21 protein-coding genes and 2 riboswitches are annotated in these 24,469 nt (G+C 40.7%); of the genes, 9 read left to right on the forward strand and 12 right to left on the reverse strand.

Going from position 1 to position 24,469, the window contains the following annotated elements; all coding sequences use genetic code 11:
• Positions 1–266: 266 nt before the first annotated feature.
• On the forward strand, positions 267–950 hold the full coding sequence (locus A33Q_RS19585; RefSeq protein ID WP_009032975.1) for a peptidoglycan DD-metalloendopeptidase family protein: 684 nt from the start codon (positions 267–269) through the stop codon (positions 948–950).
• On the opposite strand, the gene A33Q_RS19590 is transcribed toward A33Q_RS19585, so the two are convergent.
• The gene (locus tag A33Q_RS19590; protein ID WP_009032974.1) at positions 940–1,716 is read right to left on the reverse strand and encodes a type III pantothenate kinase; all 777 of its coding nucleotides are present in this window, start codon (positions 1,714–1,716) and stop codon (positions 940–942) included. The two genes, A33Q_RS19585 and A33Q_RS19590, sit on opposite strands and share 11 nt — an antisense overlap.
• 179 nt (positions 1,717–1,895) lie before the next feature.
• On the opposite strand from A33Q_RS19590, the gene A33Q_RS19595 reads away from it, so the two are divergent.
• The 5 genes from A33Q_RS19595 to A33Q_RS19615 all read left to right on the forward strand — a co-directional run bounded on the left by A33Q_RS19595 (position 1,896) and on the right by A33Q_RS19615 (position 4,562).
• Positions 1,896–2,372 (forward strand): GNAT family N-acetyltransferase, encoded by a 477-nt coding sequence (locus A33Q_RS19595; protein WP_009032973.1) that lies wholly within the window; start codon positions 1,896–1,898, stop codon positions 2,370–2,372.
• The gene (locus tag A33Q_RS19600) at positions 2,373–2,591 is read left to right on the forward strand and encodes a hypothetical protein (RefSeq protein WP_009032972.1); all 219 of its coding nucleotides are present in this window, start codon (positions 2,373–2,375) and stop codon (positions 2,589–2,591) included.
• A gap of 41 nt (positions 2,592–2,632) precedes the next feature.
• Entirely contained in the window at positions 2,633–3,391 is a 759-nt protein-coding gene (locus A33Q_RS19605; RefSeq protein WP_009032971.1) for an SDR family NAD(P)-dependent oxidoreductase, read from the forward strand.
• Positions 3,392–3,493: 102 nt separating this feature from the next.
• Positions 3,494–4,090 carry a hypothetical protein gene (locus A33Q_RS19610; RefSeq protein WP_009032970.1) on the forward strand — a complete coding sequence of 199 codons (597 nt, stop codon included), beginning with the start codon at positions 3,494–3,496 and terminating at the stop codon, positions 4,088–4,090.
• Positions 4,091–4,097: 7 nt separating this feature from the next.
• Positions 4,098–4,562 (forward strand): hypothetical protein, encoded by a 465-nt coding sequence (locus tag A33Q_RS19615; protein ID WP_009032969.1) that lies wholly within the window; start codon positions 4,098–4,100, stop codon positions 4,560–4,562.
• A 69-nt stretch (positions 4,563–4,631) separates the two neighbouring features.
• On the opposite strand, the gene A33Q_RS19620 is transcribed toward A33Q_RS19615, so the two are convergent.
• From A33Q_RS19620 to A33Q_RS19645, 6 genes are all read right to left on the reverse strand, one after another.
• Complete coding sequence (locus tag A33Q_RS19620) at positions 4,632–7,028, reverse strand: TonB-dependent receptor (protein ID WP_009032968.1); 2,397 nt, start codon at positions 7,026–7,028, stop codon at positions 4,632–4,634.
• Positions 7,029–7,191: 163 nt separating this feature from the next.
• Positions 7,192–7,289, reverse strand: a riboswitch (TPP riboswitch).
• A gap of 132 nt (positions 7,290–7,421) precedes the next feature.
• On the reverse strand, positions 7,422–8,486 hold the full coding sequence (locus A33Q_RS19625) for a fatty acid desaturase family protein (protein WP_009032967.1): 1,065 nt from the start codon (positions 8,484–8,486) through the stop codon (positions 7,422–7,424).
• A gap of 135 nt (positions 8,487–8,621) precedes the next feature.
• Positions 8,622–9,152: an AAA family ATPase gene (locus tag A33Q_RS19630; RefSeq protein WP_009032966.1), complete on the reverse strand. Its 531-nt coding sequence runs from the start codon at positions 9,150–9,152 to the stop codon at positions 8,622–8,624.
• A complete protein-coding gene (pnuC, locus tag A33Q_RS19635) occupies positions 9,145–9,768 on the reverse strand; it encodes a nicotinamide riboside transporter PnuC (protein WP_040490726.1) in 624 nt (207 codons plus the stop codon). The genes A33Q_RS19630 and pnuC overlap by 8 nt, the downstream gene beginning before the upstream one ends.
• Before the next feature lie 90 nt (positions 9,769–9,858).
• The gene (locus A33Q_RS19640; protein ID WP_009032964.1) at positions 9,859–12,696 is read right to left on the reverse strand and encodes a M16 family metallopeptidase; all 2,838 of its coding nucleotides are present in this window, start codon (positions 12,694–12,696) and stop codon (positions 9,859–9,861) included.
• A 148-nt stretch (positions 12,697–12,844) separates the two neighbouring features.
• The gene (locus A33Q_RS19645) at positions 12,845–14,143 is read right to left on the reverse strand and encodes a voltage-gated chloride channel family protein (protein WP_009032963.1); all 1,299 of its coding nucleotides are present in this window, start codon (positions 14,141–14,143) and stop codon (positions 12,845–12,847) included.
• A gap of 45 nt (positions 14,144–14,188) precedes the next feature.
• Positions 14,189–14,255: riboswitch (Fluoride riboswitch) on the reverse strand.
• A gap of 103 nt (positions 14,256–14,358) precedes the next feature.
• Here A33Q_RS19645 and A33Q_RS19650 point away from each other — a divergent pair.
• Positions 14,359–15,294, forward strand: a complete 936-nt coding sequence (locus tag A33Q_RS19650; protein ID WP_051394907.1) for a TIGR01777 family oxidoreductase — start codon at positions 14,359–14,361, stop codon at positions 15,292–15,294.
• On the opposite strand, the gene A33Q_RS21900 is transcribed toward A33Q_RS19650, so the two are convergent.
• Both A33Q_RS21900 and A33Q_RS22615 read right to left on the reverse strand, forming a co-directional pair.
• Positions 15,268–15,441, reverse strand: a complete 174-nt coding sequence (locus A33Q_RS21900) for a PLDc N-terminal domain-containing protein (protein WP_084328518.1) — start codon at positions 15,439–15,441, stop codon at positions 15,268–15,270. The genes A33Q_RS19650 and A33Q_RS21900 overlap by 27 nt on opposite strands.
• A gap of 12 nt (positions 15,442–15,453) precedes the next feature.
• The gene (locus A33Q_RS22615; protein WP_009032960.1) at positions 15,454–15,678 is read right to left on the reverse strand and encodes a PLD nuclease N-terminal domain-containing protein; all 225 of its coding nucleotides are present in this window, start codon (positions 15,676–15,678) and stop codon (positions 15,454–15,456) included.
• Between the two features lie 90 nt (positions 15,679–15,768).
• On the opposite strand from A33Q_RS22615, the gene A33Q_RS19660 reads away from it, so the two are divergent.
• Positions 15,769–18,327, forward strand: coding sequence for a M14 family metallopeptidase (locus A33Q_RS19660; protein ID WP_009032959.1), 2,559 nt, complete (start codon positions 15,769–15,771; stop codon positions 18,325–18,327).
• Positions 18,328–18,405: 78 nt separating this feature from the next.
• The gene (locus A33Q_RS19665) at positions 18,406–18,849 is read left to right on the forward strand and encodes a TlpA family protein disulfide reductase (RefSeq protein ID WP_009032958.1); all 444 of its coding nucleotides are present in this window, start codon (positions 18,406–18,408) and stop codon (positions 18,847–18,849) included.
• Between the two features lie 139 nt (positions 18,850–18,988).
• Here A33Q_RS19665 and A33Q_RS19670 read toward each other — a convergent pair whose 3' ends face one another.
• Genes A33Q_RS19670 through A33Q_RS19680 form a run of 3 tightly spaced genes read right to left on the reverse strand, consistent with a single transcriptional unit; the run spans position 18,989 to position 24,469 of the window.
• Positions 18,989–20,098, reverse strand: a complete 1,110-nt coding sequence (locus A33Q_RS19670) for a Gfo/Idh/MocA family oxidoreductase (RefSeq protein ID WP_009032957.1) — start codon at positions 20,096–20,098, stop codon at positions 18,989–18,991.
• 26 nt (positions 20,099–20,124) lie between these two features.
• On the reverse strand, positions 20,125–20,985 hold the full coding sequence (locus tag A33Q_RS19675; protein ID WP_009032956.1) for a sugar phosphate isomerase/epimerase family protein: 861 nt from the start codon (positions 20,983–20,985) through the stop codon (positions 20,125–20,127).
• Positions 20,986–20,998: 13 nt separating this feature from the next.
• Positions 20,999–24,469: a PVC-type heme-binding CxxCH protein gene (locus tag A33Q_RS19680; protein WP_009032955.1), complete on the reverse strand. Its 3,471-nt coding sequence runs from the start codon at positions 24,467–24,469 to the stop codon at positions 20,999–21,001.

Genomic DNA, 24,469 nt, shown 5'->3' on the forward strand with positions numbered 1-24,469 from the left:
ATCGACTGTTTAATAAGTGATTTATAAAATTTTTCATGTGGAATATAATTTTTTGGTTCAGTAACTGAACAGTCTAAAAATTACTTAGTTATAAAAATTATTCAAGAATCGGATAAATGTAGAGGACCTTGTTATTATTGTAGATCAATGAAAGTCCTAAAATTATCAAAACGTTGTCTTTCGCTTTACAATGGATTCACAAAGAAAAAAGAAATCACAATAACTAGTTTTTCATCAATTCCTCTACTTTCTATAACTTGCGCCCCATGCAAAATACCCTGATTTCATATTTGGAAGGAAATAAAATTTTCCCAGTCATGGGGGAAGATTTAACCCTTTCCAATACACTACCTTTGGATTTTTCTCCCGCCAATTCTCATTTGGAAAAACTTGACTTGTCAGACACCCAAAAGTTTGATGACTATGTTTTTGATTTGATCTCAAAAGCAAAAAAGAAATACGGAATTGGAGGTTATTTTGAACACAGGGCTATCTACAGCAGAAGTACAGTTTTTGCAACTGATTTAGCCGACTTCAGAGACATCCATATGGGGGTTGATATTTGGGCACAAGCATGGACACCTGTTTTTGCGCCATTAAATGGAGTTGTACACTCCTTTCAGGACAATGCCGGATTTGGCAACTACGGGCCTACAATTATCTTGGAGCATGAACTTGATGATAAAAAGCTTTTTAGTCTCTATGGACATCTGGCATTGGAAGATCTGAGCGGTCTGAAAGTAGGGCAGGTGATCAAAAAAGGGCAAAGATTCTGTCACATAGGTCCATTTCCAGAAAATGGAGATTGGCCGCCACACCTCCATTTTCAGTTGATGTGGGATATGATAGGCATGTTTGGAGACTTTCCGGGTGTTTGCTCGCATAGAGAAATGGAAAAGTACCGGAAGATTTGTCCTGATCCTAATTTACTTATTCCATTTAGGAGCTGATATTGGTCATGGTAATCAAGCGTATACCTTCCATGGTGAGGTTGCGGTCTACCATTTCAAAAGAATCCTGCAAGGTGGTAAGGATTGTTGAAAGCCCTCCTGTAGCGATGACATGGCAAGGCACAGCAATTTCATTTTTCATGGTATCCAGCATGCCTTTGACCAAGCCAGTGTACCCATAGAGAATTCCGGATTGGATTGAATGTATGGTATTCCTTCCCAGAGCAGATTTTGGTAACTTGAGTTCTACTTCAGGAAGCTTTGAAGTATTTGAAAAAAGGGACTTGATAGCAGTTTTGAGGCCGGGTACTATATTTACACCAAGTAAATTTCCGTCTTTTCCTACCGCTGTGAAAGTTAAAGCAGTACCAAAATCCACAATGATGCAGGTATCAGCAAATTTTTCAAATGCAGCAGTTACATTGCACATCAAGTCAGAACCGATTTCATTGGGTCTCGCAGTGCTTACCTTTAGTTTTTGGTAGCTATTACCATTGATGAGGTAACAGTTTTTTTGAAGGTAATTTTTACAAAACCCCTGAAGAATTAAATTTATTTCAGGCACAACAGAAGAGATCCCTACTTGGCTGATTTGATTGATCCTAATGTTTTTTTCCAGAAAAAACAGCCGAATTTCTTTTTCCAGTTTCAGTATTGAAAGTTCTCTACTGGTTTCTATTCTAAATTCGTAAATCCAATTATTTTCAACTTCATCATAAAAGCCGAAAACAATATTTGAATTGCCTGCATCTATTGCTAAAAACATAAAGTGTGTTCTGACGGTGTATAGGTATGGTGAACTTCCTTTTGTTCAAAGATAGAAATTGATTTTGTTTTTAGGATATTGTTGAAAAATTAGGTGAAATACAGTCTTCTCTGTAGAAAAAGCTTACCATTCAAAGTATTTCCTTCAACATTTAAAGCGATAAATTCTAATTTTAAACTATGTATACAATCAGAAAAGGACAAAAAGAAGATTTGCCAAGAGTATTGGAATTGGTAAAGGAGTTGGCTGAATATGAGAAAGCCCCTGATGAAGTGATCAACACGGTTGAATTGATGGAGCAAGATGGCTTCGGAATAAATCCCGTTTTTGGATTTTTTGTAGCCATCAAAGACAGTTCAAAAGAAATTGTCGGAATCTCCATTTATTATTACCGATACAGCACCTGGAAGGGGAAAAGACTCTATTTGGAGGATATTGTAGTGACAGCATCTGAAAGAGGAAATGGAGCAGGGAAATTGCTTTTTGATAAGACATTGGAAAAATGCTTGGAAGCTGGGTGCTCTGGTATGACATGGCAGGTGCTGGACTGGAATGAGCCTGCTATCAACTTTTACAAAAAGTATGGTTCAGATCTGGAGGAGGAATGGATAAATTGTAATTTACAGGATTTCCAGATTAGGGAAATATTAAAATAGTTGCAATCGCAATATTTCAGACTGATAGAGGATTTGCCTGGAAGGACTCCATTGGGCTATGGACCAAGATCGGGTAGATGGAATCTTTATGGTACTCCAGTCATTTATGCTTGCAGCTACACCTCTTTGAATTTTCTCGAGTTACTGAGTATCAGAGGGCCGGTGGTGACTCAAAGCCAATGGTCTTTAGTGATCTTTGAAGTTTCAATTACGAGTTGAAGCTTTTGATTAAATTACTCAAAAAATAAACTTATATCATTATGAACATTTCATTGGAAGGCCAAAGAATCTTGATCACAGGTGCCTCAAGAGGAATAGGAAAGGCCATCGCACAACAATTATCTGCTTCTGGAGCTGAGGTGCTGATCCATTTTAACAGCAATGAAGATCTTGCAAAGAAGCTTCAATCTGAGCTTACCAATAAGTCACATTTGTGCCCTTGCAATCTTGAAAATCTTGAAAATGTAAAGGGTTGGATTCCAGGTCTGGTAGGAAAATATGGTAAAATTGATGCTATTGTCAATAATGCAGGTATTGCCATTTCTGTGGCAGATAATGCAGATACTGAATCTTGGACTGATGCTTGGCTCAAAACCATGAATGTCAACATCAATGCAATGGGAATAATCTGTAAGGAATTCCTGGAGCATGCAGTAGAGAACAAAAGTGGAAGATTAATCAACATTTCTTCCAGAGCAGCCTTTAGGGGTGATACCAAAGATTACCTGGCTTACGGAACTTCCAAGGCAGCGATAGTCTCCCTTACACGATCTATTGCAAGATATTATGGAAAAGAAGGAATTAAGGCTTTTTTGATAGCTCCTGGATTTACAAGGACAGATATGGCACAGGATTTTATGGATCAGTACGGTGAGGAGTATGCACTCAATGACATTGCATTGAACCAATTGACAGAACCCAAAGACCTAGCTCCTATGGTGACATTGCTTTGTTCTGGCTTGGCAGATCATGCCACAGGCTGTACCATAGATATCAATGCCGGTTCTTATGTGCACTGATTTTGTTTTGTACTGATTCCACTTAGAGAATTTGATCATGTAGCCGAGATCTTTTGTGAAAAACTTTTAACCTTTGATAGCTGTTGTTTTCAAAAAGCACCCATGGCATCCAGTTCTCAAAACACTTTTTCTCCGGAAATGGTCCGAATTCTGAAGATTTTCGGGTTTGGCTCAATACTTTTTGTTTTCATACTGTCTTTCTTTAATGAACGGAGGGCGGACAACTCAGGCAAGGATGATTCCATTTTATCGATTTCGGTTGCCGATAGGATTTATTTCAAAAATCTGAGAGCTTCTACTTATGAAATGGAAGGCAGGAAAGAAGCCAAGATGAACATGTACCGTCATGGAAAGCGGAAAATATCCGAGACTGAACCACACTTGAACTTTGCTATTTTACTCAACCGAATCAAAGATGAGGCATACATCTATACAGAGCCATTCCCTGATGAATTGCCATTGAAAATCAAATGGAAAAATTTAGATAATGGAGAGGAAGGGGAGCTTGAATTTTTGGGAGGAGATAAGATTGCCCATTACAGGTTTGCTGAAGAGTTTTATCCATTACTGGCAGAAAATACGTACTTTGAAATGTGGCATGAAGACAGCTGGCATTCTATACTTGCAGAAGATCTTGAAAGAGATGCTGTAAGGGTTACTTTAGTTGATTTCTTCCGCCTGATCAATAACCCAAAATAACGAGTAAATGGAGCTTAGCAGAATAGACAATCTCTGGAAGTTTCTAGGTATCAAAAACGGTTTGACTCTTGATTACAGCTATCATGACAACATGAAATACTCTTTAGTCAAAGGAAGCCTGGAGCTATCCCATAGATTTAATCCCAAATTTCTGAAAAAATCAGTTTTGATAATTCAGGAAAGAAATTTTCAGGAACAATTATCCCATCAAAAATTTGTAAGTCAAAAACAAAGATTTGGGATCAAACCCGAAGCTCCATCACCTGTTAAAAATATAGTGTTTTTTCCTAAAGAGCTTTTAAGTCTGCATCATCAATTTGATCTTGAAATCCAAAAAGACCGTAAAGGCCATTTTCGGGTTAAAATCTCCCCTTTTGTTCCCAAGACCATTTATGATATATTGGATACGGTAAACCTGATAAGCCGTACGCTTTGGGTTAAAAACTTTTTTGCCGAAGGAATCAGAAACTGAAGGTCATTCATTTGGCCGATGAACCATGGAGTAAAAAAAACCATCGAGTTACTCGATGGTTTTTTTTAATTAAAAGAGGATTTTCATGCCAGCAAGGAAATTGGTTCCTGCTTGAGGGTAATAGAAATTTTCTGTCACCAGCTCTCTTCCTGTAGCTCCTTCAGCGGGCAAGAAGTAACTGAATGTATAACCATTAGGTTCGTAGAGCTGATTGAAAATATTATTGATCAAGAGAGTAAATTCCAAGTTTTTCACAAACCTTGGTCTCATAGCATAATTGAACCTCAGATCAGAGGTCCAAAAAGCGTCCAACATTCTATTTTCATTTTGGGTATTGTCCAAGAACTGACTGCCTACATATTTGTTGAGGAGACTGATTTCAAAATTTTTGATGGGTCTGAAATCAAAGATTGCCGCAGCCACTACATTAGGCGAGAATGCGATGTCAGTATTGTTATGAACAATAACTTCCTGACGGAATTCAGCAGCAGCATAGTCATCAACAAACTCTCTAAATTCCTCTATTTTATTTCTGCTCAATGCGACATTACCTCCAACTGTAAATTTACTGGAGACCTGGTAAGCGGCATCTAATTCAATACCGGCTCGGTATGAATTATCCACATTGTCACGGATATATGCCCCTACGTCATTCAATTGACCGGTAAGTACCAATTGATCCCTGTATTTCATGTAATAAATGTTGGCGCTATAGCTGAATCCCGATCCTTGTCTTTTGTATCCTGCTTCTATATTTTGGAGGTTTTCAGACTGGGGAGCCCGGTCGACTATGGGACTGTCTGTAAAGTCCCTTCTTACAGGTTCTCTATTAGCTACAGCATAGGAAGCATACCAGCTTTTACTTGGATCGGGCTGAAAAGAGAAGCCGAATTTTGGATTGAAGAAGTTGTAATTGACCTCCCCTGAGATATCTCTAAGATCGTTGTTGATTCCGTCAAAGCTGTAGTCAATTCTTCTGTATTGAAGGTCTCCAAAAAGGTAAAGGCCCTCGCTAGCTTCATAGGTTGCCTTTGTATAGATGTTGAAGTCGTCTTTGATGGCTCTGTTGTCATAATACCTGTCTCTGATATTTACATCTCCGGCAAATTGCATCCAAATCAATTCCCCAAAATGATCCCCATCGTACCTGTTTGCTCCACCACCAACAATGGCATCAAGTCTTCCATTATCAGAAAGATAGTTAAGTGAAAATACGGCTCCATAAAAGTCATTATCCAGCCATCTTCTTCTTATCAAATCCATCCGCTCAATACTTTCACCACCGATGACTACTGGCTGCAATGCATAATTTCGAAGTCTGTCATTGCTTCTGAATTGCTCAAAAAAGCCCCGTCCATAGGTGTAATGAAGAGCGGCGTTGGCTTTCCAGTTTCCACCAAACTGACCTGTATAGATCAATTGATTATGGGTCTGTCTGTAATTGTCTACTTGGTTGTCATAAGTATAGGGATTGAAAGTCCTATTCGTTTCCAAAAGGGCTTCGGGAACGCCCTCCCATGCTTGATAGGTTACTTCAGCACCGGAAAAGATATTGAGTTTCACTACATGGTTTTCTCCATAATATCCACCTGAAAGAAAGTATGATCTCAAATCTGAAGAAGCCCGGTCTATGTAACCATCTGAACTGATCTGTGAAAGTCTGGCGTCAAAAGCCCACCTTTCATTGATAAGACCTGAACCCACCTTTACCATGTGTCTTCTGGTATTGAATGAACCAAATGAATTGTCCACTTCACCGTAAGCTTCTTCCTGTCGCGTGTCTGTCTGAATATTGAGGCTGGCACCAAAAGTAGCAGCACCGTTGGTGGATGTTCCCACACCTCTTTGGATCTGGATATTGTCTACCGATGAAGCGAAATCTGGCATATTTACCCAAAAAACGCCATGTGATTCCGCGTCATTGAGCGGAATTCCGTTGACAGTAACATTAATTCGGGTCTGATCAGAGCCTCGGATCCTCAAACCTGTATAGCCAACCCCGGCTCCTGCATCTGAAAAGCTGACTACAGATGGGGTAAAGTTTAGAAGAATAGGAATATCCTGTCCCAGGTTGAGCTTTGCAATGTCTGATTTATCCACATTGGTAAAGGTAGTTGGAGTCTTATCGGTAGCTCTGGTAGCATAGACGATAAACTCTTCCGTGAGCAGACTGCTTGAATTCATGGTGATGTCCAGCTCCTCACTATTAGGGAGTGTAATTTCCCTGGTAAAGGGCTCATAGCCCAAATAAGTAACTCTGAGGATATAGGTGCCATCGGGAATGTTCCTGATTTGGAATTTTCCACTCAGGTCAGTGGTAGATCCTCTACCTGTTCCACTCAAAATGACATTAGCTCCTACAAGTTCTTCACCGGTATTACTCTGAACGACTCCCCTTAAGCTTGATTGAGCTTCTGAAGTCATCGCAACTAGCCAAAAAGCAAGTATGCAAAATAAATTTTTCATGATAATCTTTAAATCCGATTCCTCGGAAAATTTGGTTAAACATCAGAAAACCAAGGGGGTGATTTTCATTTAACTGTTTACCCTCTACCCAAGTTTAGGAATTACAATTTTGCATGCTTGTATAGGTGCTTTCGCTCCTATGACCTAGGTCTTTGCAATTCTCTATCTTCGGTTACTCATTTCCCTTCGCCGGCACTACCCGGATCAGGTATTGTGGGTATGATCTCAGCCCGATATTTTAAGGCACCCCTATAATGATCTTATCACAAAGGTAGCTTGAAAAGCTTATGAAGCAAAGTATCTAGCTTTTATAAATCCTTTTATTACTTTACACTTTGAGGCATAAAAAAACCGAAGATTTTTGGTCTTCGGTTTGATCAGATATAATTTCAATTAATTTTCTCCCAAATATTTTAGATGCCTGACATGAGAACTAAAAGCCAAACGCATTTTTGGATGTTCTATGTACCTGATCTGATATTCCTCGCAAGTCTCTCTGATGATTTTGCTGATTGCAGGATAATGAATATGGGATATGTTTGGAAAAAGGTGATGCTCAATCTGGAAGTTTAACCCACCTATCATCCATGAAAGAATTTTATTGTTGGTCGCAAAGTTAGCAGTAGTCTTTAGTTGATGCACGGCCCAGTCATTTTCCAATTTGTTAGTAGCCTGATCAGGCATTGGGAATTCTGTCTCCTCCAAGGAATGCGCAAGCTGAAAGACAACACTCAAGCAAATACCAGTTGCAATTCCATAAGTAAGAAAACCTACCAACCAAGGCAGAAACCCTACGGTATATATTGGCAATGCAACAAATAATGCCAAGTGTAAAACCTTAAATCCCCAAAAAATAAAGTGTTCTTTCACATTCATTTTTGCAATAGGTGTTTGTCCTACTTTTTTGGTGATATATTTTTTGTAGTCAGTAAAGAATACCCAATAAATATAAAGGATAGAATAGACCAAAAGAAAATACTTGTGTTGATACTTATGAATGGCGTACTTTTTCTGATTGGGGCAAAGTCTCAAAAGAGGTCTGGCGTTCATGTCGTCGTCCACTTCATCTACATTGGTGAAAGAATGATGGACAACATTGTGTTTGGTTTTCCACATGAATACATTTGCACCCAAAAAGTTGATAGTGACTCCTGCCAGTTCATTGACCCAGGATTTGTTTGAAAAGCTGCCGTGTGCCCCATCATGCATGACATTGAAACCTATTCCTGCAGCTAGTGCTCCAAGGAGAATAGCTTCAAGCAGAGCGATTGCCCAGAAAGGTGTGAAAAAAACAAGGTGAATGAATACAGCAATATAAAGCACAACCATCAAGGAGGCTTTGAAATAAAGTTTGGAGTTTCCGGTGGGGCTGATGTTTTTTTGTGAGAAATAATTTTTGACCCTCCCTTTTAAATCTGAATGAAAGGAGGATGCGGCATTGAATCTAGGCGGACGCATCTTGATTGGAATAGTAATTTGATAATTAAGTAAATATGAATGGAAAACAAGCTGGGTGATCGTCCGACATTCTCTTCAAAGATAATGATTAATTCTTGTTAATTTTAATTCTCCATACTTTGCTTTGATTACCCCTCAGTTAATTTTTATTAATTGTTCTTGAATAATTTGAACGGCTAAAGCTTTTCTTTCTTTTTCTTTTCCCGAAATTATTCTGTAAGGCACTCCACTTTCTGCAGCCAGTTTTTTGTACCAGTCAAAAAAATACTGTCTCATCTCTGGCTCAGGATACTCCCTTTGAGGGTCAGCTGACCAAGGAATGTCTATATCTGTCACCAGATAAAGGTCATATTTTCTTTTGCCAATCTGCTCCTCAATCCAAGGTGAAACCGTTCCATATTTGTGTTGGCTCCAAACTTTGAGGACAAGAAGGTCTGTATCACAAATCAATAATTGTTCAGTACTCAAAGCGGTTAGGTCTTCTAATCGGATTTGGCCTCTCGCTATTTCTTCCAAGTCATCAAAAGTATATGGCCTAGTAAGTTTTGCTACATATTCTCTTGCAAACTCCGGCACCCAAGGACAATCAAAATGCTTTGCCAAAGCTTCTGCCAAAGTACTTTTTCCGGTTGATTCAGGCCCTAGTATCACCACTTTTTTAAGCATAAGCCTTATTTTCTTTTTTTGCAGCTTTGATCCATTCTATCAAACCTATTGTTGCCAATATTGTGAAAAACAAAAATTGAAATGAGGTAAGTGTCAGCCCCTTGTAGAAATAAAGAGGTACAGAAACTATATCAGTAATAATCCAGGCAATCCAGTTTTCAACCTTTTTCTTGGCCATCAGCCACATGCCTACAAAGGCCGAAGCAGTAGTGAATGAATCCCAATAGGGGACATCACTGTCGGTAAAATTTGCCAGCACAAAATACAAAACAGCATAGGAGCCAATTAATAACAGGATAGATTGAATGATCCCTTTTTTATTCAGCCAGGTCACAGGAAGTTCTTCTTTTTCTCCAGGAGGCCTGCTCCATAAGTACCAACCATAAACTGACATTGCAAAATAATAAGCATTGATCCCCATGTCTGCATATAACTTGTATTGCAAGCAGATATACACATAGATCAATGTGCTGACCATTCCTGTAGGAAAGACCAGAATATTCTTTTTGATAGAATAGATGACGCTGGCTATTCCAAAAAACACAGCTACAGCTTCCAGCCAAGTCATTTCGGCAAGTCCTTCTTTGATGCCGATCCAAATCCAAGAAAAATCCATATAGCGAAGAAAAGCAGAAATTGCCAAATTGGAAAATAAGGATTACTAATCCATCAAAAAAGTTCCTTGCTTTTCTGGCTTCAAGTTGTGTTATGGAATTTCTGCCCCATTTCCGGATTCCAAAATCCTTTTAGGGTACTTTCTGATTTCGAGAAGGTTTTCCTCTGTCAAAAATTCCCTGGCTGCATCCTTAATGTTGTCAACACTGATGGCGTCAATCCGGTCTTTTGCACGTAATACTATTTCCCAATCCAACCCGTATTCTCGGATTGCGCTCATTTGTGCTACCCAGTAATTGTTTCTCTTAAGATTTTCTTCCAATGCTATTTTTCTTTTTTCCTTTACTTTTTGAAGGTCAGTTTCTTCCGGCCCATGGTCCTGGATTTTTTTGATTTCTTTCCAAACTGCAGCGATCAGTTCATCCACCCTGTCAGGGCTACATGGAAAACTCACTGAGAATGTAAACTGATCCACGGGCTTATTAACCATGCTTCCCCTAGCGCCAACCCCATAGACTCCGCCAATTTCCTCTCTTAGGCTTTCTATCAATTTGATGGTGAGAATTTCACCAAGATAGGTTATATCCCTTGCCCGATCTCTGCTGTAGCTGGTCTCGCTGGAGAAAAACAGAATGACCTGGCTTTTTTCGTCTGTACCTATCTCTATCACTTCAGCACGTCCTCTTGGTGGTCTGATGCCAAGGTCCTCAAAAGTTTTCAAGTTATCAGGTTCAGCTGGTAGGGTTGCAAGGTAAGTTTCCATCAGTGGAATAAAGCTTTCCAATTCTATATTTCCGGAAAAGTAAAATTCAAAATCAGCGGCGTTTGAGAAGGCTTCCCTAAATATTTCCATTCCCCTATCTACTGAAATCATGTCCAATTCTTCAGGATCAAAGATCCCCAAAGCCCTTTTGTTACCATTGGCAATGATTTTATTCAACTGTTTGGATAGCTGGTAATCAGGGTTGGCCTGTGCGCTTGCAAGTTGGGTTTTTTGGTTGTTGAAATATATATCAAACAACTCTTTGTCTTCTCTTGGATTCGTAAAATACAGGTGAATCAATTGCAAAGCTGTTTCAGCCTGATTCGGAGAGAATGAGCCTGATATATTTTGATCGTAGGTGCCTATGTTTGGTGTAACAGAAACAGTTTTCCCTGCCAGGAATTTTCTCAGATCACTGGGAGAAAAATCTCCTACACCCATCACATTGACCATCACCCCGGCATAACTGGCAGAATAGTGGTCCTCATCAGGGTAAATGGATACTCCACCTTTTCCTGTAATTGTAAAAACAATTTCATCGTTTTTGAAATCCGTGGGTTTGACAAAAACTTTGGCACCATTAGCTAAGTCAAACTCATAGATTCCCACTGATTCTACCTCCTTTTGATCCAGGATACTGACTGGGGAAGGAGGGTTGCTGATCAGATTTTCACCCAATTCTTTCTCATCATAAGGCTCCAAATCCACATGGGAAGCTTTTTCAAAAAATTCCAAAACTTCTTTTTCAGAAGGCAGTTTGTCCTTTTCCTCTTCAGGCGCGGTAATGATAATTACCCGGTTGTGCTCTGTTATCAATTCATCAGCCAGGGCATTGATATCGCTTAGGCTGATCTCGGGAAAAATTTCCTGATAAAATTCATATTTCCATTGTTCACCTTCTGCAAAATTACCTTTCAAAAAATGATTTACATATCGGCCTACTATAGCTCTGGATTCTGTTTTATCCATTTCCTTGAAAGATCGTCCTGCGCTGTTAAGCAATGCGCGTTTGACACGGTCAAGTTCTGGCTGTGTAAAGCCATGAGTCGCCACTCTCTTGTTTTCTACGATTAAAGAGAAAATCCCTTCTTTGACTTTTTCTGGTGAAACTACCCCAGAGGCTGTGAAATAATCCATACTCCTGACAAAATTCCCATATCCCGTTCCTGCGAAAATAAATGGAGCATTAGGTTGCTGTCTGATTTCATCCAGTCTTTGCGTAAGCATACCAGCATACATGGTTCTGATCAGGTAGGCTTTGTAATCTGCTTTTGTTTGGAAAGGCAAAGGGGGGTGCTTATAAAATAACTGAATCTGAATGCCCGGGGCTTCTTCATCTGTTACAATACTGACAAAAGTTTCTTCATGATCCGGTACTTCAAAACTTCTTCTTTCAGGGTAATTATCCGGGTTTTTCAAGTCATTGAAATAGGCGATTACCAGTTTTTCCAATTCCGCAGGATCTGCATCGCCCACGGCAATAATGGCCATATTGTTAGGCCTGTACCAATCTCTGTAAAATTGGCGGAGCGTCTCATATTCAAAATTCTGGATTACATCCATGTCACCAATAGGTAGTCTTTCAGCATATTGGCTTTGGTAGAGAAGTTTGGGTAAGTATTGATCACGCGTTCTTTGGCTGTAGCCCTGACCGGTACGCCACTCTTCCAAGATGATGCTTCTTTCGGCGTCAATATCTTCTTCGCGCAGGGATAATCCACCTGCCCAATCCCGCAAAACCTGAAAACCGCTTCTTAACTTTTCCTCATCATCTGATGGGATTGGAAGAATGTAGACCGTTTCGTCAAACCCAGTGTAGGCATTAAGGTCAGCTCCAAAAGAAACCCCTATGGATTGTAGATAGGAAATAAGTTCGTTTTTTTCGAAGTTTTCCGAACCATTAAAAGCCATGTGTTCGGTGAAGTGTGCAAGACCTCGTTGGTCTTCATTTTCTAAAACAGAGCCAGCATTTACTACAAGACGGAGTTCTACTTTATTTTCTGGTTTGGGGTTTTGTTGAACGTAATATACCAGGCCATTTTCCAAGGTGCCTATTTTGACTCTGGGGTCCAAAGGGACTTTTTGGGAGAGGTCTGATTGAGGAAAAGCAAAAAAGGGAAGTAATAGAAGTAGGAAGGTGGGGAAATGATAGTATATTTTTTGCATAAGTTTGATTTAGCGGAAATTATCCGTATTCCAATTGACGGGATTGGTATCAATGTATTCCATAGAAAAATCTTATTGAATCTGTTAAACTAAGAATTCAACCTGATAAATCAAATGCTAAATATGCTGTTTTAATTTTCAGAAAATGCTAGAGCTCCCCAATTTTCCGTCCCTTGCTGGTTTTGGCTTTGAAGGTTTTTGGACTGCCGATCACTTGGGAATTGTATATTCCTGCATGGCCGCTGAAAATATAGGCCACTACGCAGGCTACTCCTATAAATATTCCCGGTTCAGCTCCAAATAGTTCGATTCCCATCAAAGTACAAGCCAATGGGGTATTGGTAGCACCGGAAAAAACGCCCACGAAACCCATTCCTGCCAATAGTGCCATAGGTAGTGGAATCACTCCTGAAAGTGCATTGCCAAGGGTAGCTCCAGTATAAAATAGAGGGGTCACTTCCCCACCTTTAAAGCCTGCTCCCAAGGTCAGGGAAGTCATAAAAATCTTTACCAATGAATCGTACCAGGGTAGGTTATCTGAAAATGAATCCACAATGGTGGGAATTCCCAAGCCTATATATTTGGTAGTTCCCATTGCCAAAACCAAAAGCGCAACCATCACACCGCCTATCAAGGGACGCAACGGGGGATAGGCAATTGAACTCTTAAAGGCTTTTGACCAAAGATGAGTAGCCTTGGCAAAGATTCTTCCAGCCAATCCAAAACAGATACCTGCCGGTATGATCCAGAGCAGTGTAGGGATGTTTATGGCTGGCACAATAGAGATTTCATAATGGGTATGGTGCACCTGCCAAAATTCAGCGCATGCATAATCCGCAACATAAGCCCCTAGAAATGCAGGTAAAATCGATTCATAACGTATCCTGCCCACAACTAACCATTCCAAGGCAAATACCGCTCCTGCTAATGGTGTACCGAAAACCGAGGCAAACCCTGCCGCAACTCCAATTGTGATCAAAATTTTACGGTCTTCTTTGGTCAGTTTGAGCCATTTGGTGAACTGGTCAGCAATGGCACCTCCCATTTGCACAGCTGTGCCCTCTCTGCCGGCTGATCCTCCAAATAAATGTGTGGCTATAGTTCCAAAAAGTACCAGAGGGGCCATCCTAAGTGGAATGGTTTTTTGGGGGTTGTAAAACTCCTCGAGTAATTGGTTATTGCCTTTGACAACGGATTCTCCAAACTTATGGTAAGTCCAGCCTATTATAAGACCACCTAAAGGTAGCAAAGCGATAATCCAGAGGTTTGATTCCCTGAAATTGGTGACAAATTCCAATGCTACAAGAAAAAATGCCGACGCTGACCCTGCCAGAAATCCAACGATTCCAGCGATCAATAGCCATTTAAGGGTAAATATTAGACTTGGAAAGAGTTCTTTTTGGAAAAAACTTTTCGTTTTCAATTCATCAGATATCCTCTTCAACATAAAAGATTAGGTTTTAGATATGGCTAATGCCAGCATTATAAATGTGTTGAAGTAGGAGTCATCAGCTTTCAAGAAAAGCGGTTTTAGGCGGAACCCCATCACCTTAAGTTTGACAAAAATAGCCTTTATTGGTAAAAACCATAAATTTTCAACAGAATATTATTCTTTAACAAACAAAGCTATAACTTAAGGATTGTAATATTATGAAGAAAAGTATGAAGCATATATTGATAACAGGAGGCTCTGGCTTGATTGGAAAGAAGATTACCTACCTATTGGAGAGGAAAGGGTACGAAGTGGCTTGGCTTAGCAGGAGTGCTGAAGGGAAAGGTCAAAGGGCTTTCCAATGGAATATTGAAAAACAGGAAATGGATGAAGAGGCTATCAATTGGGCAGATGGGGTCATTCATTTGGCCGGTGCTGGAGTGGCTGACAAAAGGTGGACCGCGGAGAGGAAAAAAGCAATTCTTCAAAGCCGAACGATGTCGACTTCCTTATTAAGAAAGTGTATTGAAAAGTCTGCAAATAAACCATCAGTATTTGTTTCTGCTTCGGCTGTGGGGTACTACGGCTTTAATACGGGGGATACCTTAGTAGATGAAAATAGCCCAAGGGGAGATGATTTTTTGGCTCAAGTGGTGACTGCTTGGGAGGATGAGGTTGGAAAAATAGAGGGATTGGGTTTGCGGACTGTGATGCTTCGGATCGGCATTGTTTTGGCAAAAGATGGCGGAGCTTTGGTAGAAATGATGAAGCCTCCCGTAGCGGCCCCCTTGGGTTCTGGCCAACAGTGGATGAGCTGGATTCAGGTGGATGACTTAGCTAGAATGTTTTTTTATGCCCTCGAAAATAATCAAGTCAAAGGTATTTATAATGCCGTAGGGCCAAATCCTTCAACGAATTCGGAGCTGACAGAAAAGGTTGCCAAAAAGAAAGGGAAAATATTCGTCAATTTTGGTGTTCCCGGTTTTGGATTAAAAATCATTCTAGGAGAAATGGCACAAATGGTCTTGGGAGGGAACAAAGTCTCAGCAAATAAAATCCTTGAATCAGGATTTCAATTCAGGTATCCTAGCTTGGAGGAAGCTTTAAATAAGATTTATCTTCAGGGTGAAGATAAATCCTCATCTCGCGGATCTCTTGCCGAATAAGAACCAAAGTAGTGTTCCCAACAAAGGCAAAAAAATCACGACAAGAATCCAGACAATTTTGTCATTACCTGGACCAAAATTACTGGTAAGCACGTCATAGATTGTGTAAGCATATATTAAAAGTCCAACGATTCCTAGTCCGAACATATTATTGAGGTTTTAGTGTCTTTGAAAGATAGATTTTCTTTTTTGCTTATTAGCTTCATGGAAATACAAAAATGGCCCAATAGGATGGAAAAAGAGAATTAAGGCCAGCCAGATCATTTTATTGGATTTGGTAAGATTTCTTTTTAAAGATAAATCCCAAATTGCCCAAAAGGAAAGAATCCCGTAAAGTACTGCCAATATCAATTCTAGGCCCATTGTCATATTTGAATTATGCATCTAATCAAATTCCTGCTATTTTAGCAATCATTCGAAAATAACTAATTTTTTTTATTTAGAATGGATTATAGTCAAATTGAATAGAAAACCATGAACAGAAAATTACTTTCCTTTATTGCCGTGACCTTGCTATTGATAAGTCAGGCAAAGGCACAGAATGAGCTGAATTATTATTTGCCAGAAGGTTATACCTATGACTCAACCATTCCCACACCCAAAGATATATTGGGTTTTGAAGTAGGAGATTGGCATGCATCCCACGATCAGGTAGTCAGCTACATGAAAGCCATGGCGGAAGCTTCAGATCGGGTAAGTTTCGAAGTGATTGGAAGAACCTATGAATTGAGGCCTCAGACTATATTGACCATTACTTCACCAAGGAATCATGGTAGATTGGAGGAAATCAAGGAGGAAAGAAAGAAGTTGAGAGATCCATCTGGCCAAGTGGACTTGGATAATATACCTCTGGTCATCTGGGCAGGATATTCCGTTCATGGAAATGAGCCCAGTGCTGTTAATGCGGCGCTTTTGGCTGCATATCATTTTGCAGCAGCCAATGAAGTTGCCGATGACCTGGAAAATATTGTTATTTTGCTCGATCCAGCAATGAATCCAGATGGCGTCAACCGCTTTGCCTCTTGGGTGAATACGCACAAAAGCTACACGCTAAATTCAGACCCTAACAGCAGGGAATTCAATGAAGCTTGGCCAAGAGGAAGAACAAACCATTATTGGTTTGATCTGAATAGAGATTGGCTTCCCGTTCAGCATCCGGAGTCTAGAAACCGTGTTTCCAAGTTTCAGGAATGGCTTCCCAATATTCAATTGGATCATCATGAAATGGGGACTAACTCTACATTCTTTTTTCAGCCAGGTATTCCGGCAAGAAATCACCCTTTGACTCCGAAAAAGAACTTTACGCTGACCGAAAAAATAGGACAATATCATGCAAGGTTTTTAGATAAAATCGGTTCCCTTTATTACACACAGGAGAGTTTTGATGATTTCTATTATGGAAAAGGCTCTACCTATCCGGATGTTCAAGGTTCTATCGGAATATTATTTGAACAAGCCTCTTCCAGAGGTCATGTTCAGGAAAGTATCTACGGGCCACTGACCTTTGCATTTACCATAAGGAATCAGTTTACCACGACTCTGTCTTCATTTGAGGCAGCCAAAGAAATGCGGGTCGAGCTGAATACCTACATGAAGGAGTTTTACACCCAAGTCAAATCTGAGTATGACGAGGATTCCAATAAGGCCTATATTTTTGGAGCTCAAGAGGATGGGGGCAGAACTTTTCATCTTGCAGATATGATTCTACAGCATGACGTTGAGGTGTTTAGTCTTCAAGAAGATATTACTGTCAATGGTGTTGAATTCAAAAAAGAAAAGGCTTATATCGTACCGCTCAACCAGCCTCAGTACAGATTGATTAAATCTGTTTTTGAGACAAGGACTACATTTGAAGACAGCTTATTCTATGATGTCTCCGCATGGACTATGCCCATGGCTTTCAACTTGGATTACATGGCCTTGAGCAGTAGAATCCTAAACCTTGCCAGTGTAGAGCAGGTATCGAAAGATCTGAGCCTGAAAGAGGGACAGGTAATAGGAGAATCAGGGGCATACAGTTACATTTTTGCCTGGGGAGAGTATTATGCTCCAAAAGCGCTTTATTCCTTAATGGATAAGGGTTATCTGACCCGGGTAGCTCATGAAGAAATCACGACTCCTGAAGGAGTGAAAATGCCAAGAGGAAGTATCCTGATAAGTAAGGGACAGGCAAAAAGCTCAGATGAAGAGTTTTTCGAAGATCTTCAAAAAGCAGCTAAATCAAGCGGCGTGGATATTTATGCAGTCAGCACCGGGTACACGAAAGGAGTGAATATTGGTTCACCTTCTATTGATGTGTTGGAAATACCCAAAATTGCCGTTTTTGTGGAAGGAGGAGTAAGCAGTGCTGAAGCCGGTGAAACCTGGCATTTGCTTGACCAGAGATTTGGGATTCCTGCAACTTTACTTCCATTAGATAGGATGTCTTCTGTGGATCTGAGCAGATATAATGTCATTGTGATGTCCAATGGTAATTACAATTCCCTCGGAAAATCAGGTGCGGAAAAATTGAAAGATTGGGTAAATGCTGGGGGGACTTTGATTGCCAGAGGCTATGCACTTCAATGGCTGGACAATAATGGTGTCGGTTCTTTCAAATTTAAAAGTCCTAAAAATGATGATGAGGAAGTTCAGAAGAGTTACGCGGATTACAGCCGTGAAACAGGGGCTAAGGTGACCGGAGGAGCGATATTTCATGTCAAGCTGGATACTACCCATCCCCTAGGTTATGGCTATACAAGACCCGAAATGTATTCCTTTAGAAACAGTAACCTCTTTATGGAGCCTTCGGAAAATGCCTATGCCAATCCTTTGATCTATTCTTCTTCACCTTTGGCCAGTGGCTATGTACACCCTACTAATTTGGAAGAAATGAAGGATACCGGAGCCATAAGGGTAGCAGCACAAGGCAGAGGTAAAGTGATCGGATTTGTGGACAACCCAAATTTCCGCGCTTTCTGGTTTGGTACCAATAAGCTGTTTTTAAATGCAGTATTTTTTGGACAAACTATCAATTCAGGAACTGCCAGGTAGTTAGGGATCATAAAAATGAAAAGCCCTGAAAATTCCATTTGCGGGGCTTTTCATTCTGTTTGTTAAAGCTTTTTTCAGATGTCTACAAGATTACTTGGACTTCGCATTAATATACTGTATTTTATTTTAGTGGATCGAGAGGGAGAATATGTGGAAGCACCAGATTTTTTGGGAAATGTTTTATTGATTAATTTTTGGGCCTCTTGGTGTAAACCCTGTATAGAAGAATTTCCCTATGAAAATCAGCTTGTGGAAAAATATCGGGACAAACTGGTTAAAATCATCAATATCTGTATAGAAACCCCATTGGAAAAATGGGAGGAGTATATAGATCGTTTTGGTCTTAAAATGGAAAACTATTTTGCCAATGATGTATGGACTAAAAAGCTGAAAATTCAGTTTGATATCCAGTCACTACCACATGCTTTGATAGTGGACAGGCATGGGAATATTGTTGAAAATAGAAGTAGAAGAGCCAGTAATGGAGTGGATGAATTGTTGGACGATCTCTTGGAAATATAGAAGTCAGATTATTGATGAAAATTGTACCTTCGAGCCTTAACTTTTTATTTTATAAGACCCGAAGACACAATTGGACTAAATCAAAACCAATTTTTTTTACAAATTGAATGGATTTAATATTAGCGGCTTAGGTAAGGTTTTAAAATGTAAAATCAGGCAAAGGAATGATCTTGCCTCCCTCCATGGCAGATTCATGGGCCAGAATTCCTACACAAGTGATGTTGGCTGATTCCTTGGCATTTGGATAAGGCTCTCTTCCTTCTACCAGTGCCGTCAAAAACTCATGCACCAAGTGTGGATGTGAACCACCATGACCTGCACCCTGAATGAATGAAAGATGCTGATTGTCATCTGAGTCATATACTCCAGCTGTGGTAAATGAAGCAATTTCTTTGGGTAATAGATGGGCATAGTCAGGAACAGAAACACGCTCAGGAGTTTCGCCGGTATGGATGACCGGTTCTTCATGTTCGATCAAAGTCCATTCAAATGATTTTTTGGAACCGTAGACATCAAAACTCTCTCTGTATTGTCTCGCTGTATTGAACAAAGAGCGTGTGACTTCAGCTGATAGGTCAGAGTCCTTTAGCTTGATATGGCAGGTTTCAATCGCAAATGGAGACCCGTATTTTTCAATAAGGTTTTCGTCAATCCTTCCCGAGCCAAAGCAAGAGACGTATTCTGCTTTTGCTTTTGGCAGGGCCAAAACAGGGCCAACACAATGTGTGGCGTAATGCATAGGGGGCAAGCCTTCCCAATAGCCTGGCCAACCTGCCATTTCCTGTTGATGGCTTCCTCTCAGGAACTGAAGTTTGCCAAGTTCATCTTTTTCGTACATCTCTTTTACAAATAGGAATTCACGGCTGTACACCACAGTTTCCATCATCATGTAGGTGAGGCCGGTTTCCTGACAGGCTTCTACAATCTGGCGGCATTCTTCTACGGTGGTAGCCATTGGTACTGTGCAGGCTACATGTTTTCCGGCCCGAAGAGCTTTGAGAGACTGTTCGGCATGTGCCTGTATGGGCGTATTGATGTGCACTGCATCAATATTGGGATCTTTCAACAATTCATCGTAATCCGTATATCTATTTTCTACGCCGAAAGCATCTCCGATTTCATTGAGTTTCTGCTCATTTCTTTGGCAGATTGCATACATATTGGCATTTGGGTGCTTTTGATAAATAGGAATAAATTCAGCTCCAAAGCCTAACCCTATGATGGCTATATTGATTTTTTTCTTGCTCATTTTATTATGGTTAGTTTAAGTTTCAATTATTGACTTGCCCATTCTTTGAGAAATTTGATTCCCTCAGTGGCGAAATAATCCTGATCTTTAGCCAAAGGTTTCCAGATACAAACGGCGTCTGCCAGCTCCTGAACATGGGGGGTAAAACTTTCAATAGATACCGCACCTTTGTATTGGACTGCTTCCAGGCCTTTTCGGAAAGAAACCCAATCTGTCATACCTGTGCCTGGAATTCCACGGTGATTTTCCGAAACCTGTACATGTATCAATTTTTGCCCCACTGCTCTGATGGCCTCTTCCAGGTTTTTTTCTTCTATACTCAGATGAAATCCATCCATCAATACATGGGCTGAAGGATGGTTGATATCTTCAATCAATTTCAATAACTCCTCTGTGGTATTGATCAGATCCGTCTCAAAACGGTTGAGAGATTCAAGGGCAATCTTTTGTCCTGTCGCTTCTGCCATTTGACATACCTTGTGGAGGTTATTGACAGCCCTTTCCCATTCTTTTTTCTTCTGGTCTTCGGATACTTTTCGGGCTTTTCCTACAGCGGAATACATAGGTCCTGCTACAAAGTTTGCTCCTAAGGCATTGCTGATTTCAAAACAAGCTCTGAGGTATTCGAAGCATGTCTGATGGAAAGAAGGGTCGTCATGAGTTAAATCTCTGGTCGGACCAAATGCTCCACAGATCACAGGCTGAAGCCCATTTGCTTCTAAGGCTTTGCTCAATGTTTTTGAATCAATCAGAGCAGGATCTTCTACAGGTATCTCCACCACATCGAATCCCATGGATTTGATTTTAGGAAAAAGGTCCAAAGTAGAAGTATTGAAAGGGGAAGTCCAAAGCCAGGTGCTGACTCCGAAGCTTATATTTAATGACATATAATTTTTGGTTTTATTCAACGATCATTTTTCCGTTCATAATGCGCCAATGACCTGGAACGGTACAGACAAATGGATATTCACCGGGTTGGGAAGGAGCGATAAACATGATGGATTCCAGGTTGTCAGGATCAACCAATTTGGAAGCCACAATGATTTCAGGAATCTCAGGAATATATTGCTTTTCCATCCCTTTTGGATCCCTCGCCATGGCATCTGCTGCCTGACCAAGTTTTTCCAAAGAACCTACTTTTCCGATGATCAGGTTATGTTGCATAAAGTCTTTGTTTTCAAAATCGATGATCACAGGTTGTCCTGCGCTGACTTTGATGGTACTGACATCGTATTTCATTTCGTGAGGGATGACACCCACCTTGACTATTGTGGCATTTTCCCTAGTGATTTTGGGAATATCATCGGAGGTATCCTCTGTAATTACTTGGTCAATTTCCAATGCTGGATTCCTGAAGCTGATAAAGCTTTCTCTTCCCATTCTACCTCTTAACCAAGATGCCCCTTCATAGTCTCCTACCTGATTTTCACCGCCATAATCATTTCCCACTCTTACATTGGCAGGTGTAATATCTTCGGCAAATAGACCAGGTGTCATTACTTCGCCGATTTTATTTCCGGCAATGAAGAGCTGCATTTTTCCGTCTTCCAAAAGGCTGGCATTGACTTCAAAAAGACCATTTTGAAGTCCTTTCGGGCTAGATATTTTATAGGCTTTGCCATTTTGCTTGACTACCCAATTTAAAATATCATCTTTTGCAAAGAGTACATAGCCGTTTTGTTTATCTCCTTGTGCGACAATCACGCCCTCGATTCCATCGGGTCCTTTTGCCAATTCAGCCCTGATTTTGATTTCCTTTCCTTTGATACTCGGGGGGAAAGCAATAGGTGCCCGCCTGTCTAAATTGTATTCTTCCTCGACAAGGCTCTTTGCAATCCTATCTGTAAGGTTGAGAACGGAGTCTGCTTTACCTTTGGGTATCAATTCAGCCAATCTTTCGTCAAAATAAGAAGGGTTGTTAAGGACGCCTGCAAATATTACCTGACGGATATAATTGTCCTTTGCGTTGGAATCATCCTGACTTGCTGTAAAAAGGAAGCTGGATGTTGTTCTTGAATCTTTGACCAAAGCCACTTTTTGAAATGCCGCTTTTCTTACATTGAGGTCCGAATCCTGGTGGATTTTTGAAGCTTCTATTTTCTGTACACTCTCCTCTGTGGTAGGAAGGACTTCAACTGCAGCTTTTCTGACTCCCGCTGAGGGGTGGTTGAGGGCTTTTTGTGCGATTTGTAGGCTTCCTCTGTCAGAGCCATCTAATTTCCCTAGTCCATGAAGTGCCCACAAGGCATGTATGGCTGAGGTATTGAGTCCCATTTCATCTGTTTTTCTATCATCAATCAATTTGTATAGATCTTTGATAATAGAAGTGTTGTTGTTTTCGACGATAAGCCTCTGGGCAGTAAGCCTCCAGAACATGTTGTCGCTTTTCAATCCTGCAATCAGATCTCTGTTTTTATCAGAATCGATTGACATGGTCTTGTAATCATTATTGCCTTTGTACACCAAACGATAAATTCTGCCATGCTTTGCATCCCGGAGCGGATTGATATAGGCATTGCCAGGTCCGTTTTCAAAACCCCGTGGTGTAGGGTTGTGCTGAATGATGAAATTGTACCAATCTGCGACCCAAAGCGCCCCATCTGGACCCACTTCTGCATGCACAGGTGAAAACCATTCATCTGAACTTGCCAGTATATTGAAACCGTTTTTCTCTTTGAAACCAGAGCCATCCTTTTCTATGATGGCATTATGCAGTACCCTTCCGGTAGGCTCAGCTACGAAGGCTATTCTGTTCCAATATGGCTTGGGAAAATTACGAGCCGTATAAAAATTATGTCCAGCTGCCGCAGTATAACCCCCATGGTAATCGACTTGCCTAAGGGCAGGTGTGAGGTGAGGCATGTCTACATGGCTGTCTATACCAAATACAGCATTATTCATACCACCACTGATAGGTCTTTTAACATATTCATTACTCATGGCCAAGTAAGCACTATGCTGCCCATTGGCTGTGGAGATAAAAACATTGAAATCTTCCGAAAAACCAAGTCCCCAGGTATTGTTACTGGTTGAACCTAAAAACTCAAAATTGGTCCAGTCTGGGTCAAAACGATAGACGCCTTGCGAAAAACTGAATTCTTTACCACCTACTTCGCCTTTGAAACCTGCATAACCCAGGACGCCCCAAATCTTATTGTCAAATCCATATTTCAGATTGGATGGGCCGGCATGGGTATCGCTTTTTCCCCAGCCAGTAATGACTGTTTCTCTCAGATCTGCTTTGCCGTCCCCATTGGTATCTTTGAGAAAAATAAAGTCAGGTGCCATGGAGATGAGAATGCCACCATTGACTGCGACCAGACTGGTAGGAATATTGAGGCCTTCAGCAAAAACAGTGACTTTATCAGCTTTTCCATCTCCATTGGTGTCTTCCAGAACTTTGATACGGTCATTTCCGCCTTCCTGACGGACTTCATTGGGATAATCTTCAGTCTCCACTACATAAAGCCTGCCTTTTTCGTCCCAACACATAGCCATAGGGTTGACAATATCCGGTTCGGAAGCAAACAATTGCAATTCAAAGCCTACAGGCACCTGAACAAGTTTCATCGATTCTTTCGGAGAAAGCGGTAATTGATACCGAGGAGCAGGGTCCCGTCTTTCATAATTGGGGATTTCTGCATCTCTGAATTCCGGTTGAGGGATATCAAATGAGGCCACCAAATCAGCAGCCTTGTCTCCGATGGCCCAGAGAATTCCGTTTGCCATGAGGGTATGAAATTTCGGTTTGGACCAAGTACGTTCGTCATGCCCATAAGCTGTGTAAAATACCCTGCCTTCACCTTGGTTTCTGATCCAGGTCCAAGGTTCTCTGTGTCCATTTTCCTCTCTTTCCATCAAAACAGTCATATCAGGATTGATTTGAGAGTGTAAGTAGGTTTCATCCCAGGTTTCAAAAACTTCCACACCTTCCATGATAGGGTGCTCGGGGGCGATAATGTCCACCGTAAAATCACCTGTTCCATGAGATTTGAATTGTCCCCCTACTGCTTTTACAAACCAATCTGAGTTTCGAAAACAAAAAGAAGCTGAATGGATGGGGATCAGCCCTTTTCCACTTTCAACAAATTTTTTCAGTGCAGCTTCCTGCTCTGCAGTGATTTCATCGTGGTTTGCATAGATGGCCAATCCGTCATAATGCATCAGGTTGTCATCATTCAGGTCATTTGGGTCTGAAGTGTATGTGAAATTGATCCCTTTTGGAAAAAGAGGCCGTGCTAGGTAGGGAAGTAATTTTTCCGAATCATGGTGTTTGCTGTCGTGGCCTAGGAAAAGAATCTCTGCCCTGCGAGGCTCATCTTTTAGAAAACTCTCTTTTTTTTGCTGGCTACAGCTGACTAAAGCCAACAT

It is taken from the genome of Indibacter alkaliphilus LW1 (genome assembly GCF_000295935.2).
GTDB classification, from domain to species: domain Bacteria; phylum Bacteroidota; class Bacteroidia; order Cytophagales; family Cyclobacteriaceae; genus Indibacter; species Indibacter alkaliphilus.

Bases quoted from the DNA above. Each gene is read 5' to 3' on its own strand.
- A33Q_RS19585 (WP_009032975.1), top strand. From the start codon at position 267: ATGCAAAATACCCTGATTTCATATTTGGAAGGAAATAAAATTTTCCCA.
- A33Q_RS19590 (WP_009032974.1), bottom strand. From the start codon at position 1,716: ATGTTTTTAGCAATAGATGCAGGCAATTCAAATATTGTTTTCGGCTTT.
- A33Q_RS19595 (WP_009032973.1), top strand. From the start codon at position 1,896: ATGTATACAATCAGAAAAGGACAAAAAGAAGATTTGCCAAGAGTATTG.
- A33Q_RS19605 (WP_009032971.1), top strand. From the start codon at position 2,633: ATGAACATTTCATTGGAAGGCCAAAGAATCTTGATCACAGGTGCCTCA.
- A33Q_RS19610 (WP_009032970.1), top strand. From the start codon at position 3,494: ATGGCATCCAGTTCTCAAAACACTTTTTCTCCGGAAATGGTCCGAATT.
- A33Q_RS19615 (WP_009032969.1), top strand. From the start codon at position 4,098: ATGGAGCTTAGCAGAATAGACAATCTCTGGAAGTTTCTAGGTATCAAA.
- A33Q_RS19620 (WP_009032968.1), bottom strand. From the start codon at position 7,028: ATGAAAAATTTATTTTGCATACTTGCTTTTTGGCTAGTTGCGATGACT.
- A33Q_RS19625 (WP_009032967.1), bottom strand. From the start codon at position 8,486: ATGCGTCCGCCTAGATTCAATGCCGCATCCTCCTTTCATTCAGATTTA.
- A33Q_RS19630 (WP_009032966.1), bottom strand. From the start codon at position 9,152: ATGCTTAAAAAAGTGGTGATACTAGGGCCTGAATCAACCGGAAAAAGT.
- pnuC (WP_040490726.1), bottom strand. From the start codon at position 9,768: ATGGATTTTTCTTGGATTTGGATCGGCATCAAAGAAGGACTTGCCGAA.
- A33Q_RS19640 (WP_009032964.1), bottom strand. From the start codon at position 12,696: ATGCAAAAAATATACTATCATTTCCCCACCTTCCTACTTCTATTACTT.
- A33Q_RS19645 (WP_009032963.1), bottom strand. From the start codon at position 14,143: ATGTTGAAGAGGATATCTGATGAATTGAAAACGAAAAGTTTTTTCCAA.
- A33Q_RS19650 (WP_051394907.1), top strand. From the start codon at position 14,359: ATGAAGCATATATTGATAACAGGAGGCTCTGGCTTGATTGGAAAGAAG.
- A33Q_RS21900 (WP_084328518.1), bottom strand. From the start codon at position 15,441: ATGTTCGGACTAGGAATCGTTGGACTTTTAATATATGCTTACACAATC.
- A33Q_RS22615 (WP_009032960.1), bottom strand. From the start codon at position 15,678: ATGCATAATTCAAATATGACAATGGGCCTAGAATTGATATTGGCAGTA.
- A33Q_RS19660 (WP_009032959.1), top strand. From the start codon at position 15,769: ATGAACAGAAAATTACTTTCCTTTATTGCCGTGACCTTGCTATTGATA.
- A33Q_RS19665 (WP_009032958.1), top strand. From the start codon at position 18,406: ATGTCTACAAGATTACTTGGACTTCGCATTAATATACTGTATTTTATT.
- A33Q_RS19670 (WP_009032957.1), bottom strand. From the start codon at position 20,098: ATGAGCAAGAAAAAAATCAATATAGCCATCATAGGGTTAGGCTTTGGA.
- A33Q_RS19675 (WP_009032956.1), bottom strand. From the start codon at position 20,985: ATGTCATTAAATATAAGCTTCGGAGTCAGCACCTGGCTTTGGACTTCC.
- A33Q_RS19680 (WP_009032955.1), bottom strand. From the start codon at position 24,469: ATGTTGGCTTTAGTCAGCTGTAGCCAGCAAAAAAAAGAGAGTTTTCTA.